Annotated in this window: 14 protein-coding genes and 1 pseudogene; 5 read left to right on the plus strand and 10 right to left on the minus strand. The window is 61.1% G+C overall.

What is annotated here, in order from left to right; translation table 11 throughout:
* Nucleotides 1-124: 124 nt before the first annotated feature.
* The 3 genes from glgB to AAEZ05_RS03895 form a co-directional block, all read right to left on the minus strand.
* A complete protein-coding gene (glgB, locus tag AAEZ05_RS03885) occupies nt 125-2,356 on the minus strand; it encodes a 1,4-alpha-glucan branching protein GlgB (RefSeq protein WP_350646656.1) in 2,232 nt (743 codons plus the stop codon).
* A 2-nt stretch (nt 2,357-2,358) separates the two neighbouring features.
* The gene (treS, locus tag AAEZ05_RS03890) at nt 2,359-5,700 is read right to left on the minus strand and encodes a maltose alpha-D-glucosyltransferase (protein ID WP_045058615.1); all 3,342 of its coding nucleotides are present in this window, start codon (nt 5,698-5,700) and stop codon (nt 2,359-2,361) included.
* 78 nt (nt 5,701-5,778) lie between these two features.
* Complete coding sequence (locus AAEZ05_RS03895) at nt 5,779-7,776, minus strand: alpha-1,4-glucan--maltose-1-phosphate maltosyltransferase (RefSeq protein WP_350646657.1); 1,998 nt, start codon at nt 7,774-7,776, stop codon at nt 5,779-5,781.
* A 227-nt stretch (nt 7,777-8,003) separates the two neighbouring features.
* Between AAEZ05_RS03895 and AAEZ05_RS03900 the strand changes: the two genes are divergently transcribed.
* Entirely contained in the window at nt 8,004-8,162 is a 159-nt protein-coding gene (locus AAEZ05_RS03900) for a hypothetical protein (RefSeq protein ID WP_205892322.1), read from the plus strand.
* 48 nt (nt 8,163-8,210) lie between these two features.
* Nucleotides 8,211-8,291: pseudogene (locus AAEZ05_RS03905) on the plus strand (outer membrane lipoprotein carrier protein LolA); the annotation flags it as partial.
* Nucleotides 8,292-8,409: 118 nt separating this feature from the next.
* Here the strand turns inward: AAEZ05_RS03905 and AAEZ05_RS03910 are convergent.
* Entirely contained in the window at nt 8,410-8,916 is a 507-nt protein-coding gene (locus AAEZ05_RS03910; protein WP_045058617.1) for an MgtC/SapB family protein, read from the minus strand.
* Nucleotides 8,917-9,036: 120 nt separating this feature from the next.
* On the opposite strand from AAEZ05_RS03910, the gene AAEZ05_RS03915 reads away from it, so the two are divergent.
* From AAEZ05_RS03915 to mapR, 3 genes are all read left to right on the plus strand, one after another.
* Nucleotides 9,037-9,270 (plus strand): DUF3203 family protein, encoded by a 234-nt coding sequence (locus AAEZ05_RS03915; protein ID WP_045058618.1) that lies wholly within the window; start codon nt 9,037-9,039, stop codon nt 9,268-9,270.
* Nucleotides 9,271-9,465: 195 nt separating this feature from the next.
* Nucleotides 9,466-10,896: a cytochrome c oxidase accessory protein CcoG gene (gene ccoG / locus AAEZ05_RS03920; protein WP_350646658.1), complete on the plus strand. Its 1,431-nt coding sequence runs from the start codon at nt 9,466-9,468 to the stop codon at nt 10,894-10,896.
* Between the two features lie 107 nt (nt 10,897-11,003).
* On the plus strand, nt 11,004-12,413 hold the full coding sequence (gene mapR, locus AAEZ05_RS03925) for a GntR family transcriptional regulator MpaR (RefSeq protein ID WP_045058620.1): 1,410 nt from the start codon (nt 11,004-11,006) through the stop codon (nt 12,411-12,413).
* A gap of 24 nt (nt 12,414-12,437) precedes the next feature.
* Here mapR and AAEZ05_RS03930 read toward each other — a convergent pair whose 3' ends face one another.
* The 6 genes from AAEZ05_RS03930 to AAEZ05_RS03955 form a co-directional block, all read right to left on the minus strand.
* Nucleotides 12,438-13,184 (minus strand): SDR family oxidoreductase, encoded by a 747-nt coding sequence (locus AAEZ05_RS03930; RefSeq protein ID WP_205892319.1) that lies wholly within the window; start codon nt 13,182-13,184, stop codon nt 12,438-12,440.
* A gap of 104 nt (nt 13,185-13,288) precedes the next feature.
* Entirely contained in the window at nt 13,289-15,370 is a 2,082-nt protein-coding gene (locus AAEZ05_RS03935; RefSeq protein ID WP_350646659.1) for a putative bifunctional diguanylate cyclase/phosphodiesterase, read from the minus strand.
* A gap of 174 nt (nt 15,371-15,544) precedes the next feature.
* Nucleotides 15,545-17,023, minus strand: coding sequence for an efflux transporter outer membrane subunit (locus AAEZ05_RS03940; protein WP_205892317.1), 1,479 nt, complete (start codon nt 17,021-17,023; stop codon nt 15,545-15,547).
* The gene (locus AAEZ05_RS03945; protein ID WP_205892316.1) at nt 17,020-20,127 is read right to left on the minus strand and encodes an efflux RND transporter permease subunit; all 3,108 of its coding nucleotides are present in this window, start codon (nt 20,125-20,127) and stop codon (nt 17,020-17,022) included. The genes AAEZ05_RS03940 and AAEZ05_RS03945 overlap by 4 nt, the downstream gene beginning before the upstream one ends.
* Entirely contained in the window at nt 20,124-23,228 is a 3,105-nt protein-coding gene (locus AAEZ05_RS03950) for an MdtB/MuxB family multidrug efflux RND transporter permease subunit (protein ID WP_350646660.1), read from the minus strand. The genes AAEZ05_RS03945 and AAEZ05_RS03950 overlap by 4 nt, the downstream gene beginning before the upstream one ends.
* Nucleotides 23,225-24,535, minus strand: coding sequence for an MdtA/MuxA family multidrug efflux RND transporter periplasmic adaptor subunit (locus AAEZ05_RS03955; protein ID WP_045058626.1), 1,311 nt, complete (start codon nt 24,533-24,535; stop codon nt 23,225-23,227). The genes AAEZ05_RS03950 and AAEZ05_RS03955 overlap by 4 nt, the downstream gene beginning before the upstream one ends.
* Nucleotides 24,536-24,707 lie beyond the last annotated feature (172 nt).

Consider the following 24,707-nt stretch of genomic DNA (forward strand, 5'->3'; position numbering starts at 1 on the left):
TTTTTAACAGCAAAACACCGTCCGAACGCGCCCCGACCCGGCGGCAGCTCCTACAGGGCATTGCGTGTAGGAGCTGCCGCAGGCTCGGGCCGCGATCGGACGATCTTTTGATCTACCTTCTGACCTACGCCTCAGGCCGCAGAATCAACACCGCCAACGGCGGCAAATTCAGCGACAGTGACAGCGGCTGTCCGTGGCTGGGTTCTTCCTCGGTAAACGCCCCGCCCCCGTTGCCATAATTGGACCCGGCGTACATCGCCGCGTCGCTGTTGATGACCTCGGTCCAGCGACCGGCAAACGGCACGCCCACTCGATAACCCTGGCGCGGCACAGGCGTGAAGTTGGCAACCACCAGAACCGGGCTGCCATCCTTGCTCCAGCGCAGGAAGGCATAGACGCTGTTGATCGCATCGTCGCCAATCAACCACTGGAAGCCCTGTGGCGCGTCGTCCTGGTCGTGCATCGCCGGTTCTTCGCGGTAGAACCGGTTGAGGTCGCCCACCAGCTTTTGCACACCCTTGTGTTCCGAGTACTGCAGCAGGTACCAATCCAGTTGCTGGTCGTGATTCCACTCGCGCCACTGGCCGAACTCGCAGCCCATGAACAGCAGTTTCTTGCCCGGGTGGGACCACATGAAGCTCAGGTAAGCCCGCAAGTTGGCAAATTTCTGCCAGCGGTCGCCGGGCATCTTGTCGATCAGCGAATGCTTGCCATGCACCACTTCGTCATGGGAAATCGGCAGGATGAAGCGCTCGGACCAGGCATACACCAGGCCAAAGCTCAGCTCGTTGTGATGATGCCCACGGTACACCGGGTCCTGCTGGATGTAGTGCAACGAATCGTGCATCCAGCCCATGTTCCATTTGTAGTCGAAACCCAGGCCGCCCTGTTGCGTGCTCTGGCTGACGCCGGGCCACGCGGTGGATTCCTCGGCGATCACCAGGGCACCTGGGGCCTCAAGGTTGACCACGTCATTGAGGTGGCGCAGGAAGTCGATCGCTTCCAGGTTCTCCCGCCCGCCGTGGCGGTTGGGCACCCATTCGCCGGCCTTACGCGAGTAGTCGCGATAGAGCATCGAGGCCACCGCATCGACGCGCAGGCCGTCGACGTGGAAATGCTTGAGCCAATGCAACCCCGAGGCCAGCATGTAGCCATGCACCTCGGTGCGGCCGAGGTTGTAGATCAGCGTGTCCCAATCCTGGTGAAAACCTTCCTGCGGGTTGCCATATTCGTACAACGCGGTGCCGTCGAATTGCGCCAGGCCGTGGGTGTCGGTCGGGAAATGCGCCGGTACCCAGTCAAGGATCACACCAATATCCGCCAGGTGGCAGGCGTTGACGAAGGCGGCAAAATCATCCGGCGAACCGTAGCGGGCACTAGGCGCGAACTGCGACAGCAGCTGATAACCCCATGATCCACCGAACGGGTGTTCCATGATCGGCATCAGCTCGATGTGGGTGAAACCCAGTTCCTTCACGTAAGGAATCAACCGCTCGCCCAGTTCGTGCCAGGTGTACTGGCGAGCGACTTCGCCCAGGTCATCCAGCTCACACTGCCAGGAGCCGGCGTGCAGCTCGTAGATCGATAGCGGCGCACTGGGGTGCTGGCGCTCGATGCGCGACTGCATCCACGCCTGGTCCTGCCATTCGATACTCAAGGGCGAGGCGACCTTGGACGCCGTGTCTGGCGGCAAGGTGGTCGCCAGGGCCATCGGGTCGGCCTTTAGAGGCAAGATACCGCTGGCGCCGAGGATTTCGTATTTGTAGGTTTCGCCCGCCTGCATGCGCGGGATGAACAGCTCCCAGACACCCGTCGGATGCCGCAGGCGCATCGGATGACGGCGGCCGTCCCAGTTGTTGAAATCACCCACCACCGAAACCCGCTTGGCATTCGGCGCCCAGACGGCAAACCGCACGCCATCGACCCCGTCTACCGTTTTCAACTGTGCACCGAGGCAACTGCTCAAATCCCGATGGTTGCCCTCGGCAAACAGGTACAGGTCCATCTCGCCCAACAAGGGACCGAAGCTGTAGGGATCCTCGGAAACCTGCTCGCCGCCGGCCCAGCGGGTGCGCAACAGGTAAGGCTGGGCGCGATCGAAATGCCCGACGAACAAACCTGGGGTCTGGGTGGCCTCAAGATTGCCCAGTTCTTCGCCGGTATCCTTCGCGAGTACTTGCACGCTCAGGGCATCCGGCAGATAGGCCCGAATGAATTGCCCGCCGGCGTTATCGGCATGGGGACCGAGAATTGCAAAAGGGTCGGGATGTGCGGCGCGCACCAGCGCGTCGAGGTCCTGCGATCCGGGCAGCAGCGCTTCTTTAGCGTGACCCAGTTCCTTGTTCTGGAAACTCATGACTACTCTCCACCAAGATCGGAAAAGGGTTTCAGCCCACTCAATAAACCATACAAACCATGTAACGGCACGGGCAGCCAGGTTGGGCGATTCTCAGCCTCGTAGGCCACCTCGTACGCGGCCTTTTCCAGACCGAACAACGCCAGCGCAGCGTCCTCGCCTGCCGGATCTTGCCACGCATGTCCAAGACTAGCTGCCGCCAGCCGATAAGCGTCGACAAATGCCTGGCGAGCCTCATTTAAATAGCGCTCGGCGACCCTGACTCGCGCCGCCTGTGCCGCTTCGGTGTTATCGACATTGTGCACATTGATGGTCATGGCTGCCGCGTAATCAAACGAGCGCAATACCCCGCTCACATCCTTGTACGGACTGTGCTTGCCCCGTCGCTCATGCAGTGGCCGGGCCGGTTCACCTTCAAAGTCGATCAGATAGGCATCGCCCTTGATCACCAGCACCTGGCCCAGGTGCAAGTCGCCGTGTACACGAATCCGCAGGCCACCTGCCGCCTTTTTGCCCAGCTCCTGAACATGGCTCAGGATCGCCTTTTTGTTGTCCACCAAGCGACTGACCAGCGCCTGGTCGGCCGGGTTCAGTTCGGTTTGATGCTGCTTGAGCAACTTCAAAGCATGTTCCACTTGCGCGGCGACGTCCTTGGCCGAGGCCAGGGCTTCTTTTTGCGTGGTGACCTGCGGCGCGAAGTCCGGGTCATCGGTGGGCGCGGCGAGAACCTGATGCATTTCACCCAGGCGCTGGCCGAGCATGCCGGCAAAATCCTTCAGCTCGCCCAAGGCGTTGTAGTGCTGTTCCTGTTCCGAAATGGCTTGCGCCAGTTCGTCACGTAATGCGCGTTCGAGGTTGTTCTGCGTCCATTCCCAGGCATCGCCCTGATTGCTCAGGAAGCCTTGGGCGATCATCAGCAGCGTGTCCTCGCCTTCGGCGTCACGACGAATCACCGAGCCCAGCAATGGGGAGATATTGGCGAACCCGGCGTTGGTCAGGTACGCACTCATTTCCAGTTCAGGGTGGACCCCGGAGGCGATCTTGCGGATCAGTTTCAGCACCAGGCTTTTGCCGACCACGACCGAACTGTTGGACTGCTCGGCCGACAGATAGCGCACCTCCGACTCCGCGTTGAGGCCCAGTTGAGCCAGCGCGGGGGTCGGTTCAAAGCGGATATCACCTTCGTCAGACGCCAGTACGGTGTTGTTGTGCATACCCTCCAACACCGCACGAATGAAGTTTTCCAGGGCAAATGCATCGGTAATGATGCCGACCTGACGACCGCGGCGAACTCGGGACAGTGCCAGTTGCTGCGGCAGCGCCGGACCGACCTGATCCTCGGCGATAAAGCCGAAAGGCAGCTGATACCGACTGGTCTGGCCATTGCTGGTGACGTCGATTTCGCTCAGCAACACCGGATGCTCTGCGTCGCCAAAGCGCACGCCATAGGCCAGTTTTACCTGTTCGATGGTGGCGTCCTTGCCGGCAAACCAGCGGCGATTTTGCAGCCAGTTGGGCAAAATGCCCTGCTCCATCGTGGCGCGAGACGGCGCTTCCAGGAGTTCTTCCAAGCGGTGCTTGAGCACCAGGGTGGTGAAGTCCGGCAAGCTCTGCGCCGGTTCCACATGCCAGCTGGGCATCTGGTTCTCAGCCGCCAGGCCAAACCAGTAAAAGCCATACGGCGCCAAGGTCAGGAGGAAGTTAAGCTGGCCGATCGGTGGGAACGCGTTCCCACCGAGCATTTCCACCGGCACCATGCCGGTGTAGGCCGACAGGTCGAGCTCGGCCGCCTGGGCACTGCGCGATACGTTGGCCACGCACAGAATGATCTCGTGTTTACCGTCCTCGCCGGTGAATTCACGGGTATACGCCAGGATTCGGCGATTGCTTGGCGAAAGCATTTTCAGGGTGCCGCGCCCGAATGCCTTGGATTGCTTGCGCACGGCAAGCATGCGCCGGGTCCAGTTGAGCAGCGAGTGCGGGTCGCCGGCCTGGGTCTCGACGTTCACCGACAGGTAACCGTATTGCGGGTCCATGATCGGCGGCAACACCAGACTGGCCGGGTCCGCGCGCGAGAAGCCGCCATTGCGGTCAATCGACCACTGCATGGGCGTACGCACGCCATCCCGGTCACCCAGGTAGATGTTGTCGCCCATACCGATTTCGTCACCGTAGTACAGGGTCGGCGTGCCGGGCATCGACAACAGCAGGCTGTTGAGCAGTTCCACGCGGCGGCGGTCACGCTCCATCAAGGGTGCCAGACGCCGGCGGATGCCCAGGTTGATGCGTGCGCGGCGATCAGCGGCGTAGTAGTTCCACAGGTAGTCGCGCTCCTTGTCGGTGACCATCTCCAGCGTCAGCTCATCATGGTTACGCAGGAAAATCGCCCACTGGCAGTTGGCGGGAATCTCCGGGGTCTGCCGCAGGATGTCGGTGATCGGGAAGCGGTCTTCCTGGGCCAGCGCCATGTACATGCGCGGCATCAGCGGGAAATGGAACGCCATGTGGCATTCATCGCCGTTTTGGCCCTGGGCATCGGTGTCGCCAAAATACAGTTGAGTGTCTTCGGGCCATTGATTGGCTTCGGCGAGCAGCATGCGGTCTGGGTAGTTGGCATCGATCTCGGCACGGATCTGCTTGAGGACGTCGTGGGTCTCCGGCAGATTCTCGTTGTTGGTGCCGTCACGTTCGATCAGGTACGGAATAGCGTCCAGGCGAAGGCCGTCGATGCCCATGTCCAGCCAGTAGCGCATCACCGACAGCACGGCTTTCATGACTTGCGGGTTGTCGAAGTTCAGGTCCGGCTGGTGCGAATAGAAGCGGTGCCAGAAGTACTGCCCGGCCACCGGATCCCAGGTCCAGTTGGATTTCTCGGTATCGAGAAAGATGATGCGCGTGCCGTCGTATTTCTGGTCGTCATCGGACCACACGTAGAAGTCCCGGGCGGCCGAGCCTTTCTTGGCCTTGCGCGCCCGCTGGAACCAGGCGTGCTGGTCGGAGGTGTGGTTGATAACGAGCTCGGTGATCACCCGCAGGCCACGATCATGGGCCTCGGAGATGAACCGCCTGGCATCGGCCATCGTCCCGTAGTCAGGGTGTACACCTCGGTATTCGGCAATGTCGTAACCGTCGTCGCGACGCGGCGACGGATAGAACGGCAGCAGCCAGATGGTGTTGACGCCGAGGTCGGCAATGTAATCGAGTTTCGAGATCAGGCCGGGAAAGTCGCCGATCCCGTCGTTGTTGGAGTCGAAAAATGACTTGACGTGAACCTGATAGATCACCGCGTCCTTGTACCAGAGCGGGTCTTTGATAAAGGTGGCAGCCTTGGGTTTCTTCGCCATTTGAAACTCCTGTTAAAATTGATAAAGCGATGCACCTCGCAAATCGCCCCTTTAGGGGCCGGCGTCAGGCTCGGTTGGTCAGGACACTGAAATCCGCCAGATGCCGAACGATTGCTGAGCCGGGTCCAGGCGCATGAACTGGTACTTGCCGTGCCAGGTCCAGCGGTGCCCGTTCATCAAGTCCTCACCCTGGGTGTGCGCGTCGTCCGGCAAACCCATTTCCCACAGCGGCAGCTCGAAATTCGCTTCCTGGGGGTTGTGCGGATCAAGGTTGACCGCTACCAGAATGAAGTTGCTGCCATCGACGCTACGCTTACCGAAATACAGGATGTTGTCGTTCCAGGCGTTGTAGATCTTCAAGCCAAGGTGCGAGTGCAAGGCCGGGTTCTGCCGGCGAATGCGGTTGAGCTGGGCGATCTCGGCGATGATGTTGCCCGGCGCGTTGTAATCCCTCGGGCGGATCTCGTACTTCTCCGAGTTGAGGTATTCCTCCTTGCCCGGCACCGGCGCCGCTTCGCACAACTCAAAACCCGAATACATGCCCCACAGGCCTGAGCCCATGGTTGCCAGGGCCGCGCGGATCAGGAACCCGGCACGCCCGGACTCGTGCAGGAACGCCGGGTTGATGTCCGGTGTATTGACGAAGAAATTCGGGCGATAACATTCCCGCCATGGCGATTCGTTGAGTTCGGCCAGATAAGTCGACAGCTCGTACTTGGTGTTGCGCCAGGTGAAGTAGGTGTAGCTCTGGGAGTAACCGACCTTGCCCAGGCGCGCCATCATCGCGGGCGTGGTGAAGGCTTCCGCGAGAAAGATCACTTCCGGATACAGCGCACGCACGTCGGCGATCAGCCACTGCCAGAAAGGCAGGGGCTTGGTGTGCGGGTTATCGACGCGGAAGATCTTCACGCCCTCCTCGACCCAGCCCACCACGATGTCGCGCAGTTCGACCCAGAGACTCGGAATCGCATCAACGGCATAGAAGTCGACGTTAACGATGTCCTGGTATTTCTTCGGCGGGTTTTCGGCGTATTTGATCGTGCCGTCCGGACGCCAGTTGAACCAGCCCGGATGCTGTTGCAGCCATGGATGGTCCTGGGAACACTGGATCGCGAAATCCAGGGCGATCTCCAGGCCATGGTCGGCCGCTGCCGCCACTAGGCGACGGAAATCCTCGCGGGTGCCCAGCTGCGAGTGAATGGCCTCATGCCCCCCCTCGGCACTGCCAATGGCATAGGGGCTGCCCGGGTCATCGGGACCGGCGGTCAGGGAATTGTTCGGGCCTTTGCGATGGCTGCGACCGATGGGATGAATAGGCGGGAAATACAGGACGTCGAAGCCCATGTCCTGGATCATCGGCAAGCGCGAGTGTACGTCGTTGAACGTGCCATGCCGGGCTGGATCGTCGGTGACGGAACGGGGAAAGAGTTCGTACCAGCTGGCAAACTGCGACAGTTCACGCTCAACGTCCACCGGGTACTCGGGGCTGAAACTGACAAAGGCCCGATGGTCGGCCTGAGCCATCAGGTCGGCGCTACGTTGGTGCAGAAACAGTGCAACCTGCTCGGTTTCGAGCAGCCCGGACAGCTCATGGTGCAAAGCCGCCAGTGCTTCGCTCAGAGGCCCTTCGGCACGCTCGGCGGCGTGCTGGACCTGAGTACGACCTTCCTGCAGTTCCAGGCTGACCGGCACCCGTGCGCTGTGCTTTTTCTCCAGTTCATAACAGAAGCTGGCGAACTGATCGATCCAGGCCTCCACAAAGAACACGTGTAGGCCCTGGCGCTCGACGCGAAACTGGCCCTGAAAGCCGTTATTGCCCAGTTCGCCCATCACCGCGCTGTGCCAGCTGTCATCGCCCTCGGAGCGCCAACGCACCCGCACCGCCAGCTTGTCATGGCCGTCGGCAAACACCTTGCTGGTGACCACGACGTCCTGACCCACCACGGCTTTGACAGCGAACTGCCCGCCATCGAGGATCGGCATGGTGTCTTCAATCGCGATTCGCGGCAGCAAAAGTGCCTGCGACAACGGTATATGAGGGTTGTAGCTCAACTCTGCAGGCTTTTCAGACGTCATCGAGCATCTCTCCTTTACGCCCCATGGACGCTCTTGTACTGGGCCGACAATCGCAAAGCGCTCGGCCCCGGAATGAACTCACTTAGGTTCCGAGCGACCGGCGCAGGTAAAGTTCACGCTGATTGTTCAGTTCGATCACGTTGTTTCGATCACGGGAATCATTTCATGAGAGCCAGGGTCAACAGACTTAAGCACGACTCAAGCCATGTGCCACAGGAGATGCAGCGATGACGATTCCCAACCCTGTTGAAACGCCGGATCCGAATATCGACAATCCCGTTATTCCGCCAACCGATCCGCAGCCGGTGCCAGAGCAGGAGCCGCCTGGAACGGTCCCACCGCCACGGGAAGACCCGCCAGATACCATGCCGCCGGTGATCGTGTAGCCCTACCCCGCAAACCCTGAAAACCCTGTAGGAGCGAGCTTGCTCGCGATGGGCGCTAACGATGACGAGGGTAGCCTGACACCCAACGGCGCTCTCAGGTTCTTCGCGAGCAAGCTCGCTCCTACAGTTGGCAGCGATCGTAGACGCGCGATCGTAGACGATGGCAAAGCAGTAGGCCGTAATCGTCGCTGATGGCCGAGCAGTGAGCCGTTACAACAGGTGGCCGAGTCTGCTGGTTCGGCAATGGTTACGGTGCATCACCCCGATCTTTATCCAGCAACTTCAAAATCCTCGGCATCACGCTGAAAATCGCCAGTGCCAGCAACGTACTCAGCACTGCAGTCGACTCACGCCCCATGCCTGCCGACACTCCGATCGCAGCGGTCATCCACAACCCGGCTGCGGTGGTCAATCCCTTCACGTGGCCCTCTTCGCCTCCGGTATTTTTCAGAATGGTCCCGGCGCCAAGAAAACCGATGCCGGCAATTACCCCCTGCACCACCCGGCTCATGGCATCTGCCTGCGACCCGGACATTTGCGGCACCAGCACAAACAATGCGGCACCCAATGCCACCAGCATGTGGGTACGCACCCCGGCGGCCTTGCCTTTGTGCTCCCGTTCGAACCCCAAAATGCCGCCCAGGATCGCGGCGATCACCAGTCTCACAGTGATTCGTGTCAATTGTGCTGCATCGCCGATATCGGCGAATTCCGCTTGCAGGGTTTCCCATACTTCATGCCACCAGGCTTTCATGCTGCTGTCCTTGTGATTGTTCTGGAAGATGGACCACGCCAACCATTAATCGGTTGCACCGAACGATGCTGGCCGGCCATAGCCTAATGCTGCAGACCCCGCAGAAATAAGGACTCCGCCATGACCGTTCGCATCGAAAACCAGACTTGCTTCTTCACTACCGAGAACGGCGAAGAAATCCGCCTGTGTCCCGACGTCACCGTGATCACCGACTCGGACAAAGCCATGTCGGCGGTCGAACTCGATGGTCAGCGCGTCTACATCACTGAAGCAGAAGCTGATGCATTGACCGTAGCAGGCGCCGTAGATGGGCGTAAGCATTTGAAAGCCACCGACAGTGATTCGGTGATTTGACCGACGCAGATCAACCCGGCCGGCGAGTGCTTGCGACAGGCGCGCAGGGACCGGGCTGACAGCTGCTTCAAAGTGTCGCAGACAGCGGATCAGAGCCCATCTGATCCGCTTTTTATTGCGATACCTGAGTCTGTTATGCAAACAGATCGACGCTCATAGTGCTCCGGCCTGATGGAGGCTGATGAGCGAAAGACCATGAGCGAAAGAATTCCCGTCCGAACCCTTGAGAGTGCCCCGTCCGTCCAGACTTTTGAGCCTTCGCGTGCAAAGACGAAGACCGGGTCCAGCGACAATCTGATTCACACCCGCAGTTTTACCGGCCTGTTTCGTACATTGCGCATGAGCGGTGCAGGGTTTCTGTTCCTGCTGTTCTTCGGCACGGTGTGGCTCAATTGGGGTGGGCGCCAGGCCGTGCTCTGGGACCTGTCCGAAAGCAAATTCCACATCTTTGGTGCAACCTTCTGGCCACAGGATTTCATCCTGCTCTCGGCGCTGCTGATCATCGCCGCATTTGGGCTGTTTGCGATCACCGTATTCGCCGGGAGGGTCTGGTGTGGCTACACCTGCCCCCAGAGCTCCTGGACCTGGATTTTCATGTGGTGCGAGAAAATCACTGAAGGCGAACGCAATCAGCGGATCAGACTGCAGGCGGCCCCCTGGACCTTCAACAAGCTCCTGCGGCGTTCGGCCAAGCACACGCTATGGCTGGCGATCAGTCTGCTCACCGGTCTTACCTTCGTCGGCTATTTCACCCCGATCCGGCCCCTCGCCGAAGAATTGCTGACCCTGCAAATGGCCGGTGTCAGCCTGTTCTGGGTCCTGTTCTTTACCGGTGCCACCTACATCAATGCCGGCTGGTTGCGTGAAGCGGTGTGCATGCACATGTGCCCCTATGCGCGGTTCCAGAGCGTGATGTTCGACAAGGACACCCTGACCATTTCCTACGACTTCGCTCGCGGGGAACACCGTGGCCCGCGCAAGCGTGACGTAGCACCGGCTGCTGTCGGCCTGGGCGACTGCATCGACTGCCAGCTGTGCGTACAAGTGTGCCCGACCGGTATCGACATCCGCGACGGCTTGCAGATGGAGTGCATTGGTTGCGCAGCGTGCATTGATGCCTGTGATTCGATCATGGACAAGATGGGCTACGCCCGTGGATTGATCAGCTATACCTCCGAACACGAACTGCAGGGTGGCAAGACCCGTCTGTTAAGACCGCGACTGATCGGTTACACCGCCGTGCTGCTGGCGATGATCGGCGCCCTCGCCCTCGCGCTGGTGGAACGGCCAATGGTCTCGCTGGATGTCAGCAAGGACCGCGGGCTGTTCCGCGAGAACAGCCAGGGGCAGATCGAAAACATCTACAGCTTGAAGGTCATCAACAAGACCCAGGAGCACCAGGACTATCGCCTGATGCTGGTGGAGGGTGACGACTTCCAGTTGCAAGGCAAGACCGAACTAAGCCTGGCGCCAGGGGAAATTGTCGACGTGCCGGTGTCCGTGGCGATGACCACGCAGCGCCCGAGCAGCAGCTCGCAAAGCATTGTGTTCAAGATCGTCGATACGGATGAGCCCGGGATCTACAGCGAAGCCAAGAGCCGGTTTGTTGCGCCGATGAACCGTTGATCCCTTAGACTGCTGTGCTGCCACAAGCGCACTGCAAAACCGGTGGGAGCGGGCTTGCCCGCGAATCAGTCCCCCCGATTTCACAGAACAACCCAACCGGGCTTTAGATGAAACGCTACGAAAAATTCGCCGACGACATCGCTGAACTGATCCGCTCCGGCGTCCTCGGCCCCGGTCAGCGGGTACCTTCGGTGCGCTACGCCAGCCAGACCTACGGGGTCAGCCCATCCACCGTGTTCCAGGCTTATTACCTGCTGGAGCGGCGCGGTTTGATCCGCGCCAGGCCGCGCTCCGGCTACTTCGTCAACACCCACGCCCCGAGCCCTTTTTCCGAGCCGGAGATCAGCAGCCAGGTGAACGAATCAACCGAGGTCGACGTGAGCGAACTGGTGTTCTCGGTGCTCGATTCGATCAAGGACCCGAACACCGTGCCCTTTGGCTCGGCCTTCCCCAGCCCGGCGCTGTTTCCCCTGCAGCGCCTGTCACGCTCCCTGGCCAGCGCCACCCGGGACATGGATCCGCGCATGGTGGTCACCGACATGTCGCCGGGCAATCCACAGCTGCGCCGGCAGATTGCCCTGCGTTATATGGTGGGCGGGCTGATGTTGCCGATGGAGGAGCTGTTGATCACCAACGGCGCCCTGGAGGCACTGAACCTGTGCCTGCAGGCCGTGACCGAACCCGGCGACCTGGTCGCCATCGAGGCGCCGGCCTTCTACGCCTGCTTGCAGATTCTCGAGCGGCTCAAGCTCAAGGCGGTGGAAATTCCCGTGCACCCACGCGAGGGCATTGACCTGGCCGTGCTCGCGCAAACCCTGGAGCGCCATCCGATCAAGGCCTGCTGGTGCATGACCAGCTTCCAGAACCCCATGGGCGCGACCATGCCCGAGGCGAAGAAACAGGAACTGGTCGAGTTGTTGCGTCGGCATCAGGTGCCGCTGATCGAGGACGATGTCTACGCCGAACTGTATTACGGCCAACAGGCCCCCAAACCGGCCAAGGCCTTCGATACCGAGGGCCTGGTGATGCACTGCGGTTCGTTCGCCAAGAGCCTGGCCCCCGGATACCGCATTGGCTGGGTAGCTGCCGGGCGGTTCGCACAGAAGATCGAACGCCTGAAGCTGATGACTTCACTCTGCGCATCGATGCCAGCCCAGGCAGCAATTGCCGACTACCTGCAGCACGGCGGTTACGATCGACACTTGCGCAAATTGCGCTATGCGCTGGAGGAGCAGCAAAGCGCAATGCTCGCGGCCATTGCCCGGTACTTCCCGGCACAGACGCGGGTCAGCCAGCCTGCTGGCGGGTACTTCCTGTGGCTGGAGTTGCCGGAGCAGATGGACTCGTTGAAGCTGTTCCAGATGGCGCTCGCCCAAGGCATCAGTATCGCGCCGGGGCCGATTTTTTCACCGACCCGACGGTTCAGGAATTGTATCCGGCTGAATTATGGCAGTCCCTGGGATGAGACGGCGGAAAAGGCGATGGAGACGTTGGGACGGATTGTCCGGTCTTTTTAAAGTCAAAAGCTTGAGCTTGAGCTCTTAGCGTCCGCCGCCCAGATCAATAAAGGTCCCCGTCGCATACGACGCCTTGTCCGACAGCAACCAGACAATCGCCTCAGCCACCTCATCCGGCCGCCCACCCCGGGCCATCGGGATCGCTGACTCCAGCTTGCTCACCCGATCCGGGTCGCCACTGAGCGCATGGAAATCGGTGTAGATGAATCCTGGCCGCACCGCATTGACCCGAATCCCCTCGCCCGCTACTTCCTTGGACAAGCCGATGGTGAAGCTGTCCAGCGCCCCTTTGGAAGCCGCGTAGTCGACGTATTCGTTGGGCGATCCCAGGCGCGACGCCACCGACGACACGTTGACGATGCTGCCACCCTGGCCGCCGTGCTTGGGCGACATGCGCAGGATCGCGTGCTTGGCGCAGAGAATGGGCGCCAGGACGTTGGTCTTGAGGATTTTGAGAATACGGAACTCGGACATTTCGTCCACGCGGGATTTGTGTCCGACGGTGCCGGCGTTGTTCACCAGGGCGGTCACACGGCCCAGTTCGGCGTCCACGCGGTTGAACAGCCCGACCACTTCATCCTCGATGCTCACATCGGCGCGTACCGCGATCGCCTGGGCCCCCATTGCGCGCACTTGTTCGAGTACCGCGTGTGCCGCTTCTTCGTCAGCCTGATAATTGATGCAGATCCGATAGCCCCGTTCAGCGGCCAGGAGCGCTGTCGCAGCGCCGATACCTCGGCCCCCACCGGTGATGACGATGACTTTGTCCATGCTGACTTTCCCCATTTTTTGCGTAAGCAGTCGGGGTCAAGAATAACCGCCATCGGCGGTTTTTGCATGGTCAGGGGTGTCATTACTGACGCCATCGCGGTCCATCAGACCGCCGCCATCTGCTCCCCACGAACAATATCCATCATGAAGCGCTCGGCCGGCAGCGGATGGCCGAGCAGATACCCTTGCAAAGAGTCACAGCCCAATTGCGTCAGGAAGTCCTGCTGCACGTCGGTCTCCACCCCCTCCGCCACTATCCGCAGGCCCAACGCCCGCCCCAGGGCGACGATGGCCGAAACGATGGCGGCGTCATCACTGTCGCGCTCCAGATCACGAACGAAACCACGGTCGATCTTCAATTCGTTGGCCGGCAGGCGCTTGAGGTACATCAGGCTGGAATAGCCGGTACCGAAGTCATCGATAGACAGGTCCACGCCCATGTCCGACAGCGCCTGCAGCACCGTCATGCTCGCATCGGCGTCGCTCATGGCCGTGGTTTCGGTGATTTCCAGAGTCAGGCTGTTGGCCGGCAGATGGTGAGTCGCCAGGGCCTTGGCGACGCTCTGGACCAGACCGGCATGGCAAAACTGCAACGCCGAAAGATTCACCGCGATGCGCCAGTCGGTGTACCCCAGCACATACCACTCGCGCATCTGCCGACAGGCTTCATTGAGCACCCATTCGCCGATCGGAATGATCAACCCGGTCTTTTCCGCCAGCTCGATGAACTTGTCCGGCAGCAGCATGCCCTGGGTCGGATGCACCCAGCGCAACAACGCCTCGGCACCGACCGGACGGCCATTGGCGGCATCGAACTTGGGTTGGTAATAAAGACTGAATTGCTGTTGCTCCAGTGCCGCGCGCAGGTCCTGCAACAGCTGCAGTTGCTTGCGCGCGTTGCTGTTCATTGAAGCGTCAAAGAAGCTGTAGCCGTTCTTGCCGGTGCCCTTGGCGTGATACATCGCGGCATCGGCGTTCATCAGCAATTCCTGGGCGGTTTCGCCGTTGCCCGGATAGACCGCAATGCCGACGCTGGCGGATATCTGCAGGTCATGTTCGGCGACGCGGAACGAGCGCGCAATCAAACCGACCTGACGCGCGGCCAGATTCAGCGCGTCATCCTGCTCGGCCAGTTGCACCAGCAGGACGAACTCGTCACCGCCAATTCGCGCCAGGGTGTCCTGACTGCGCAGATCCACCCGCAGGCGCTGGGCCACTTCGCACAACAACTGATCGCCCATATGGTGACCGAATGCATCATTGACTGGTTTAAAACCGTCCAGATCGATGAACATCAGCGCAAAACAGCCGCCCTGTTCACGCACCACCAGCATCGCCTGGTCGATGCGATCGGCCAGCAGCACCCTGTTCGGCAACCCGGTCAACGGATCATGCAGGGCCAGTTGGGTCAGTTCTCGGTTGGCCTCGGTCAGTGACTGGGCCAGATGCGCCGTTCGCGCTTCCATCCGCGCGTCGAGAATCGAAGTCAGCAAGGCGATGGTCAGCACCGCCAGGGTGGTAATCAGCACCAGGTTGTCCAGCCCGCTCCCGCTCAGGCCGCTGGACGCAGCACCGCAAAAGCTGCCGTCGGGAAAGCGCGCCGCAGCCATCCCGGTATAGTGCATGCCGACAATCGCAATGCCCATGACCACTGCCGCACCGGCGCGCATCAGCGCAACGTGGGGCGTGTGCTGACGCAGCCGGAAGGCGATCCATAAAGCCGCGCCCGAGGCACCCACCGCGATCAACAGCGAAGCACTGAACAACGCCGGATCGTAATCGATGCCCGGTTGCATGCGCATGGCTGCCATGCCGGTGTAGTGCATGGCGCTGATCCCGCTGCCCATGGTCAGCGCGCCGAACAGCAGCTGCCAGGCAGGTAGTCGGGGCTGGCTGACCAGCCACAGGGCGAAGCCACAGGACAGCATCGCAATCAGCAACGACAGCAGGGTCAGCGTGACGTCGTAGCCCAGGTCTATGGGCAGGGTGAACGCAAGCATGCCGATAAAATGCATCGACCATACGCCTACACCCATGGCAAAGGCGCCGCCAGCCGTCCACAACGCAACCGCATGGCCCTTGGCCGTGGCAATACGTTCGGTGAGGTTGAGCGCAGTGTAGGAAGCGAGAATCGCGACGAACAGGGAAATGATAACCAGCGTGGTGGAATAGCTACCAATAAGCATCGGAGTTCTCGAAATGACCCGTACTGCTTCCCTGCCCGGCGGTGTTGAAGTTGGCGATTGTACTAACTCTCAGGAGGAACGCACTGAGAAAATCAGCAAAAGGCCATCAAGCCGATGAAACGCTTGTTTGAACAATTAAATGGCGGGGCAATACCCTTATCTGTAGGAGCGACGCTACTGTGCGCTCTGCTCCAGCTGCCCATCCCAACCACCGCCCAGCGCTGCAATCAACTGCACGCTGGCGATCAACCGGCTCTGCAACAGGCTGAGCATGCTGCGTTCATTACTCAGAGCCGTCGCCTGTACAACCACCACGTCAATATAGGCAATCAACCCCGCCTTGTACTGGTTCTGGGTCAGGCGCAGGGAATCTCGGGCCGCATCCAGCGCCTGCTGGCGCACTTCGGATTCGTCTTCCAGCACCTTCAACTGCACCAGATAGTTCTCCACTTCACGGAAGCCGTCGAGTACGGTCTGGCGATACTTGGCCACGGTTTCATCATAGGCGGCTTCGCTGCGATCCACTTCAGCCGAGCGCTGGCCGCCGTCGAACAGGGTCATGGCCAGTTGGGGGCCAACGGACCAGAAACGATTCGGCACGCTTATCCAGTTGGAAGAGGTGCTGCTGCTGTAGCCGCCGTTGAGGCTCAGTGTCAGGTCCGGGTAATACGCCGCCTTGGCCACGCCGATGTTGGCATTGGCCGCCATCACCGAACGCTCGGCCGAGGCAATGTCCGGCCGCCGTTCCAGCAGTTGTGAAGGCAGGTTCAGCGGCACCTCGGGCAAGGTCGGGATGTCACGGGATTCGGCCAGGTTGAACTGTGCTGGCGGCAAGCCGATCAGCACCGCAATGGCATTTTCGAACTGCGCGCGCTGCCAGATCAGGTCGACCATGTCGGCCTGGGTGCTCTTGAGCTGGGTCTGCGCCTGGGCCACTGCATCCTTGCCGGAGACTCCGGCGCGGTACTGGTTTTGGGTCATTTTCAGCGAGCGCTCGTAGGCTTCCACCGTCGCTTGCAGCAGGCGTTTTTGTTCGTCGATAACCCGCAACTGCAGGTAGTTCTGCACCAGTTCCGATTGCTGGCTCAGGCGCATGGCCGCCAGGTCGGCATAACTCGCCTGGGCATTGGCGGTGTCCGCTTCCAGGCCGCGGCGTAGCTTGCCCCAGACGTCAGCCTCCCAACTCACGCCGGCCTGCGCCGTGTAAGTGTCACGGATGCCACTGGAAGAACTGCTCAGGCTGGAACTGCTGCTACCGGTGCCCTGGCTGGAGCGGTTCTTGCCCACGGTCAGGTCCACGGTCGGAAAAAATGCGCCACGGGCGCTGCGCACCAGCGCCTGGGCCTGGCGGTACTGGGCTTCGGACTGGGCGACGGTCTGGTTGGCGCTGTTGAGTTTGTCGATCAGGCCGTTGAGCTGCTGATCGCCATACAACTCCCACCAGGCTCCGCGCGCCAGCGAATCGCTGGGGTTGGCCTGACGCCAGCCGGCCGCTTCCTTGTACTGCACCGGGGCCGCCGCTTGCGGGCGCTGGTAATCCGGCCCGATGGCGCAAGCACTGAGCAACGACACGCACAGTGCCAGGCTCAGCAGGCGCGAGCCGCGAGCCGGGACCAGGGGTGCGGCCAGGGTGAAAAGCGAACGGTCAGTCATAGCGGAGTTTCCAGAGCAGCATCGGTACGCACCCCACGCCAGTGGTTGAAGCGATGGCGCAGTTTGTCGAGATAGAGGTAGACCACCGGGGTGGTGTAAAGGGTCAGCACCTGGCTGAAGATCAGCCCGCCGATAATCGTCAGGCCCAACGGCTGACGCATTTCAGCCCCTTCGGCGCGACTGAGCAGCAAGGGCAAGGCCCCGAGAATCGCGGCCAGGGTGGTCATCAGGATGGGCCGCAGACGCTGCAGGCAGGCGCTGCGAATCGATTCCAGCGGCGCCAGGCCTTGATGCCGCTCGAGCTGCAAGGCCAGGTCGATCATCAGGATGGCGTTTTTCTTCACCACACCAATCAGCAGGAACAGCCCCAACAGCGAGATCAGGCTGAATTCCCCGCCCAGCGCATAGATCGACAGCAATGCACCGACGCCGGCAGACGGCAAGGTCGAGAGGATGGTCAGTGGATGTATGTAGCTTTCATAGAGCACGCCCAGCACCAGGTACACCGCGACCAGCGCGCCAAGGATCATCCATGGCTGGCTCTTCTGCGTGGCAGCGAACGCGTCAGCAGTCCCGGCGACTTTGACAATCACGTCTTCCGGCATGCCCAGCCGCGCAATCGCCCGCTCGATGGCGGCGGTCCCCTGCTCCACCGTCACGCCTTCGGCCATGTCGAAGGAGATACTTTCGGAGGCGAACTGGCCCTCGTGGCTGACCCGGTCGTCTTCCAGGCTGTTTTCGTAATGGGCAATGGTCGACAGCGGAACCCGTGCACCGTCGGCAGTAATCACCTGCACTTGCTTGAGGGTAATCGGGTCCTGGGCGTACTTCTGGTTGACCTCCATCACCACTTGATACTGGTTCAGGCTGTCGTAGATGGTCGAGATCTGCCGCTGGCTGTAGGCGTTGTTGAGTACCGAAGTGACCATGTTCATGTCGATGCCCAGGCGTTTGGCCTGATCGCGGTCGACAATCAGCGTGACTTGCTGAGCGCCGCGGCCTTCACGGGCGTCGATGGCCGTCAGTTCGGGCAAAGCCTTCAGCGCGGTCACGACCTTCGGGTACCACTCACGCAATGAGCCCAGGTCCGCGCTTTGCAGGATGTAGGAGTATTGCGAGGTGGTCTGCTCGCGGCCACCGCCGAATTGCAAATCCTGGTCCGCCATCAGCATCAGTTGCGCACCGGGAACCTTGGGCATCTCCTTGCGCAGGCGCTCGATGACCTTCTGGGCGGAGATGTTGCGCTCCTTAATCGGTTTTAGGCGCACCAGCATGAAGGCGTTGTTGGTGCCGTTGCTGCCGCCAATGAAACCGGCGACGCTCTCAACGGCCGGGTCTTTCAATACTGCACGACGGAAAACCTCCATCTTGGGTTGCATCACGGTGAATGACAGCCCGTCATCCCCGCGCACGAAACCGATCAACTGACCGGTATCCTGCTGCGGCATAAATGTTTTAGGAACAACAACATACAGCGCAATGTTAACGCCGATTGTCACGAACAGACTGAGCAGTGTCAGGCGCCGATGGCGCAGCACCCAGTCGAGGCTGGTGGCGTATTTGGCGACCATCCAGTCGTTGGTCCGGCGGCTGACGCGCTGCAGGCGGTTCTCCTGGCCCGGCGTATGGGGCTTGAGCCAGCGGGCGCAAAGCATTGGCGTGAGGGTCAGCGAAACCACCAGCGAGACCACGATGGACGCCGCCAGGGTGATGGAAAATTCGCGGAACAGGCTTTCAATGATGCCGCCCATGAACAGGATCGACAGGAACACCGCCACCAGCGAGACGTTCATCGACAACAGGGTGAAACCGACCTCTTCGGCCCCCAGATAAGCGGCCTTCATCGGCGGCACACCCTCGTCGATGTGCCGGGAAATGTTCTCCAGCACCACGATGGCGTCGTCCACCACCAGCCCGGTCGCCAGGATCAGCGCCATCAGCGACAGGTTGTTCAGGGAGAACCCGTAGAGGTACATCACCGCAAACGTACCGACCAGCGACACCGGCACTGCCAGGGTCGGAATCAGGGAAGCACGGAAGTTGCCGAGGAACAGGAACACCACCAGGATCACCAGCGCCACGGCGATCAGCAAGGTCATTTCCGCTTCATGCAGGGTGGCCTTGATCACCGGCGAACGGTCCATGGCCAGGTTCAGCTTGACGCTGGCCGGCAGCACGGCCTGCAGCGCGGGCAACTGGGCCTTGATTTCGTTGACGGTCTCGATGATGTTGGCGCCGGCCTGGCGGTTGATGACCAGCAGCACTGCGGCGTCGTCGTTGAAGAAGCCGCTGTTGTAGCGGTCTTCGACGCCATCGCTGACCTTGGCCACATCCTTGAGGCGCAATGCCGCGCCGTCGGCGTAGTGAATGATCAGCGACTCGTAGTCCTTGGCCTTTTCCAGCTGGTCGTTGGCCTGGATCTGCCACAGCCGCTCGCCGTCCTCGACCGCGCCCTTGGGCCGGCGCACGTTGGCATTGGCGATGGCCGTGCGCACATCATCGAGGGCCACGCCGTACTGGTTGAGCGCCTGGGGTTCGAGCTCGATGCGCACCGCAGGCAGGGAACTGCCGCCGATCTGCACTTCGCCCACGCCCTGCACCTGCGACAGGCTCTGGGACAGAATGGTCGAGGCCAGGTCGTATAGCTGGCCCTTCTCCAGCACATCCGAGGTCAGGGACAGCACCATGATCGGCGCCTGGGACGGGTTGACCTTCTTGTAGGTCGGCATACTGCGCATGCCACTGGGCAGCAGATTGCGCGACGCGTTGATCGCCGCCTGTACTTCCCGCGCCGCGCCGTTGATATCGCGGTCGAGGTCAAATTGCAGGATCACCCGTGTCGAGCCCTGGCTGGATCGGCTGCTCATGGTGTTGACCCCGGCAATCGCCCCGAACGAACGTTCCAGCGGCGTGGCCACGGTCGACGCCATGACCTCGGGGCTGGCACCCGGCAGGCTGGCCTGGACCACGATCACCGGGAAATCCATTTGCGGCAGCGGCGATACCGGTAACAGGCCGAAGCTCACGCCGCCCAGCAACATGATCGCCAGGCTCAACAGCATGGTAGCGACCGGCCGCTTGATGAAAGGTCCGGACAGGTTCATGGCTGCTCTACCGCTTCCACGGGTTCGGATTTATGACCCCAACGACGACCCAGACGATCGAAATAGAGGTAGATGACCGGGGTGGTAAACAAGGTCAGGACCTGGCTCACCAGCAACCCGCCCACCATCACCAGCCCCAGGGGCTGGCGCAGTTCCGCGCCGGAGCCGGTGGCCAGCATCAGCGGTACCGCACCAAACAAGGCTGCCAGGGTGGTCATCAGGATCGGCCGAAAGCGCAGCAATGCCGCCTGGTAGATCGCCGTCTCCGGGTCCAGCCCCTGATTACGTTCGGCGTCGAGGGCGAAGTCGATCATCATGATCGCGTTCTTCTTGACGATACCGATCAGCAGGATGATGCCGATGATCGCGATCATGCCCAGGTCATTACCACTCAACAGCAACGCCAGCAAGGCGCCCACTGCGGCCGAGGGCAAGGTCGAGAGGATGGTGATCGGGTGGATGTAGCTCTCGTAAAGCACGCCCAACACGATGTACATGGTCACCACCGCCGCCAGGATCAGCAGCAACGTGCTCGACAACGACGCCTGGAACGCTTCGGCCGCGCCCTGGAACTGGGTCTGCACGCCCAGCGGCATGCCAATGTCCTGCTGCACCTGTTCAATGATGTCCACGGCATGCCCCAGCGCCACGCCGGGAGCGAGGTTGAACGACATCATCACCGCCGGGAACTGGCCAATGTGGGTGATTGCCAGCTGAGCCTGACGTTGCTCGATGTGGGCCAGGCTGGACAGGCGCACCTGGCCGCCATCGGTGGTCTTGACGTGGATCTGGTTCAAGGCATCCGGGCCGATTTTCTCGCCGGACTGCGCCTGCAGCACCACGCGATACTGGCTGGCCTGGGTATAGATGGTAGAGATCTGTCGCTGGCCGAACGCGTCATACAGGGCGTCGGTGATATTCGCTACCGAAACCCCAACCCGGGACGCCGCGTCGCGGTCGATCACCAGGTAGACCTGCAGGCCCTTGTCCTGCAAGTCGCTGGCCACGTCCGTCAGCTCGGGTCGCTGCGCCAGGGCCTCGACCAGACGGCCGCTCCACAGGCTGAGCAAATCCGAGTCCGGGGACGACATGCTGAACTGGTACTGCGTGCGGCTGACCCGATCCTCGATGGTCAGGTCCTGCACCGGCTGCATGAACAGGCGAATACCGACCAGTTTGTCTACTTCGGGTTGCAGGCGGGCGATGATTTCGCTGGCGCTCAGGTCCCGGGCGCTGTGAGGCTTGAGGTTGATCAGCAAACGCCCGCTGTTGAGCGTCGAGTTGTCACCATCGACGCCAATGTAGGACGACAGGCTTTCCACCGCCGGATCAGCCAGGATGATTTTCGCCAGGTCCTGCTGACGCTGGCTCATGGCGGCAAAGGAAATCGACTGCGGGGCTTCGGAGATGCCCTGGATCACCCCGGTGTCCTGCACCGGAAAAAAACCCTTGGGCACGATCATGTACAGGAACACCGTCAGCGCCAGTGTGCCGACCGCCACCAGCAGCGTCAGCGGCTGATGTTTGAGCACCCACTGCAACTTGCGCCCATAAGCGGCGATCATCCAGTCGATGACGGCGCCACTGGCACGATAGAAACGCCCCTGCTCCTTTTCTTCGGGCTCGCGCTTGAGCAGCCGCGCGCACATCATCGGCGTCAGGGTCAGGGATACGACCAGGGAAATCAGGATGGCCACCGCCAGGGTGATGGCGAACTCGCGGAACAGGCGCCCTACCACGTCGGCCATGAACAGCAACGGAATCAGTACGGCGATCAGCGACAGCGTCAGGGAAATGAGGGTGAAACCGATCTGTTTGGCGCCCTTGAGCGCGGCGTTCAACGGGGTTTCGCCTTCTTCGATATAGCGGGAAATGTTTTCCAGCATCACGATCGCATCGTCCACCACAAACCCGGTGGCGATGGTCAGGGCCATCAGGGTCAGGTTGTTGACCGAGAACCCGGCGAGGTACATCACGCCGAAGGTGCCGATCAGCGACAGCGGCACGGCAACCGAGGGGATGATGGTGGCGCTGGCACGACGCAGGAACAGGAACGTGACCATGACTACCAGGGCAATGGCGATCAGCAGTTCGTGCTGCACGTCCGTCACCGAAGCGCGGATGGTCTGGGTCCGGTCGGTGAGCACGGTGACCTCGAGGCCGGCCGGCAGGTTGTCAGTGATGCTCGGCAGCAGCGCCTTGATCCGGTCCACCACTTCGATGACGTTGGCCCCGGGCTGGCGCTGGATATTGAGCAGCACCGCCTGGTTTTCATTGGCCCACGCGGCCAGCCGTTCGTTCTCGGCACCGTCGACGATCTCTGCCACGTCCTTGAGCCGCAACGGCGCGCCGTTGGCGTACGCGAGGATCAGGTTGGCGTAGTCCGCAGGCGACGTCAGTTGATCGTTGGCATCGAGCATCGACACCCGGGTCGGGCCGTCGAAGTTGCCTTTGGGCTGGTTGACGTTGGACGCACCGATCAGGGTGCGTACGTCGGCCAGGTTCAGGCCGTTGGCCGCCAGGGCCTCCGGGTTGACCTTGATCCGCACCGCCTGGCGTTGGCCGCCGGCGATGCTGACCATGCCGACCCCGCTGATCTGGGCGATTTTCTGCGCCATGCGCGTATCGACCAGGTCATTGAGCTTGGGCAGCAACATGGTCTTGGAGGTGATCGCCAGGGTCAGGACCGGGGTGTCCGCCGGGTTGACCTTGTTGTACACCGGTGGTGCCGGCAGGTCGCTGGGCAGCAGGTTGGTAGCGGCGTTGATCGCGGCCTGGACCTGTTGCTCGGCGACGTCCATGTTGATGTCGAGGCTGAAGCGCAGGGTCAGCACCGATGCGCCGCCGGAGCTGGTCGAAGCCATCTGCGTGAGGCCGGGCATCTGCCCGAACTGGCGTTCAAGCGGCGCGGTCACGGCGCTGGTCATGACATCCGGGCTGGCGCCGGGATACAGCGTCATCACGCGAATGGTCGGGTAATCGACCTGAGGCAGCGCCGACACCGGCAGCAAGCGGTAGGCGATAATGCCGGCCAGGATAATGGCCAGCATGCTAAGCGTCGTGGCTACCGGGCGAAGGATAAACAGCCGCGAGATGTTCATGCGCCGCCCTTTTTCGCCTTGTCGGTCGCAGTGCTATCAGGCGACGAGGCCGCCGACTTGCCCTGAAGGTGTTCGGTGGGCGCGGTCGGCACGTCCTTGCTGTCATTGACCACTTCCACTTCACTGCCTTCCTTGAGGCGGTCGGTGCCCTCGAGCACTACGCGGTCGCCGGCGGCCAGGCCTTCGGTGATCACGGTGTTGTCACCGTCACTGGCACCGACTTTCAACTGGCGAATGGTGACCTTCTTGTCGCCATCGAGGGCGTAGACGAAGGTGCCATTGGTGCCGAACTGGATGGCGGCCGAAGGTGCCAGCACGACATTTTTCAGGGTGTCGGCCAACAGGTGGACGTTGACGAACTGGTTGGGAAACAGCGACTGGTCGCGATTGTCGTAGCGGGCCTTGAATTTGAGGGTGCCTGTGGTCACGTCGATCTGGTTGTCGAGGCTCTGCAGCACGCCGGTCGCCTGCAATTTGGTGTCCCCCCGGTCCCAGGCTTCAGCAGGTAGCTTGGCCCCCGAACGATAACGCTCCAGCACCACGCTCAGGTTGTTTTCCGGCAAGGTGAAGGCGACGCTGATCGGTTGGGTCTGGGTGATGATGGCCAAGGCCGTGGTGTCATTGGCGGCCACCAGGTTGCCGACGTCCAGCTGACGCAAACCTACACGGCCGGCAATCGGTGCGCGAATTTTGGTGAATTCGAGATTGAGCTTGGCGTCATTGACCGCTGCCTGATTGGTCTTGACCGTGCCCTGATACTGGCCGACCAGCGCCTCGGCTGTGTCCAGGGTCTGCTTGGCGATGCTGTCTTCGCGATACAGGCCACGGTAGCGTTCGACATCCACCTGGGCGTTTTTCAACTGCGCCTGGTTCTGCAGCAGGGTTCCTTCGGCCTGAAGCAAGGCATTCTGGTATGGACGCGGGTCGATCTCCGCCAGCAGGTCGCCGGCCTTGACCATCTGGCCTTCCTCAAAGGCAATCTTCACCAGTTCGCCGCCGACCCGGCTACGCACATTGATGGTGTTGAGCGCGGTTACAGTACCCAGCGCCTTGTAGTAAAGGGGAAAATCACCCTTCACAGCCGGCGCCACACGCACCGGAATCGGCCCGGTCGCGCCGCCGAACCCCGGCCGCATCCCCCCGGATTTGCCGGTATGCCCGGCCGCAGCTTTCTGCCCTGCAGACTCTTTCTGGTCGCCTGCGGGCCAGAATTTCCAGCAGACGCCAGCGACGACCAACAGAACTAGCAGGCCGAACAGCCAGCGACGGGGACTACGGGAGGAGGATTGCATTGAATGATCAACCATTGGGCGCGTGGGCTTCTTCTACGGGAGGCTGAACGATAAGCACTGGCGGGTATTAAGCAAAGCGGCTTTACCGGCAATTTACCTTCGGCTTACGTAACAGGATGTTTGTCCAAGACACTGATACAGATACACAAATGAAAACGGCCTGGACAGGGCCAGGCCGTTAACAATT

This window comes from Pseudomonas sp. HY13-MNA-CIBAN-0226 (assembly GCF_040310305.1).
Classification (GTDB): Bacteria; Pseudomonadota; Gammaproteobacteria; order Pseudomonadales; family Pseudomonadaceae; genus Aquipseudomonas; species Aquipseudomonas gregormendelii.

Coding starts and splice junctions, on each gene's coding strand:
- AAEZ05_RS03895 (WP_350646657.1), bottom strand. CDS start 7,776: ATGACGTCTGAAAAGCCTGCAGAGTTGAGCTACAACCCTCATATACCG.
- AAEZ05_RS03940 (WP_205892317.1), bottom strand. CDS start 17,023: ATGACTGACCGTTCGCTTTTCACCCTGGCCGCACCCCTGGTCCCGGCT.
- AAEZ05_RS03955 (WP_045058626.1), bottom strand. CDS start 24,535: ATGGTTGATCATTCAATGCAATCCTCCTCCCGTAGTCCCCGTCGCTGG.
- AAEZ05_RS03930 (WP_205892319.1), bottom strand. CDS start 13,184: ATGGACAAAGTCATCGTCATCACCGGTGGGGGCCGAGGTATCGGCGCT.
- mapR (WP_045058620.1), top strand. CDS start 11,004: ATGAAACGCTACGAAAAATTCGCCGACGACATCGCTGAACTGATCCGC.
- treS (WP_045058615.1), bottom strand. CDS start 5,700: ATGGCGAAGAAACCCAAGGCTGCCACCTTTATCAAAGACCCGCTCTGG.
- AAEZ05_RS03915 (WP_045058618.1), top strand. CDS start 9,037: ATGACCGTTCGCATCGAAAACCAGACTTGCTTCTTCACTACCGAGAAC.
- AAEZ05_RS03900 (WP_205892322.1), top strand. CDS start 8,004: ATGACGATTCCCAACCCTGTTGAAACGCCGGATCCGAATATCGACAAT.
- glgB (WP_350646656.1), bottom strand. CDS start 2,356: ATGAGTTTCCAGAACAAGGAACTGGGTCACGCTAAAGAAGCGCTGCTG.
- AAEZ05_RS03910 (WP_045058617.1), bottom strand. CDS start 8,916: ATGAAAGCCTGGTGGCATGAAGTATGGGAAACCCTGCAAGCGGAATTC.
- AAEZ05_RS03935 (WP_350646659.1), bottom strand. CDS start 15,370: ATGCTTATTGGTAGCTATTCCACCACGCTGGTTATCATTTCCCTGTTC.
- AAEZ05_RS03950 (WP_350646660.1), bottom strand. CDS start 23,228: ATGAACATCTCGCGGCTGTTTATCCTTCGCCCGGTAGCCACGACGCTT.
- ccoG (WP_350646658.1), top strand. CDS start 9,466: ATGAGCGAAAGAATTCCCGTCCGAACCCTTGAGAGTGCCCCGTCCGTC.
- AAEZ05_RS03945 (WP_205892316.1), bottom strand. CDS start 20,127: ATGAACCTGTCCGGACCTTTCATCAAGCGGCCGGTCGCTACCATGCTG.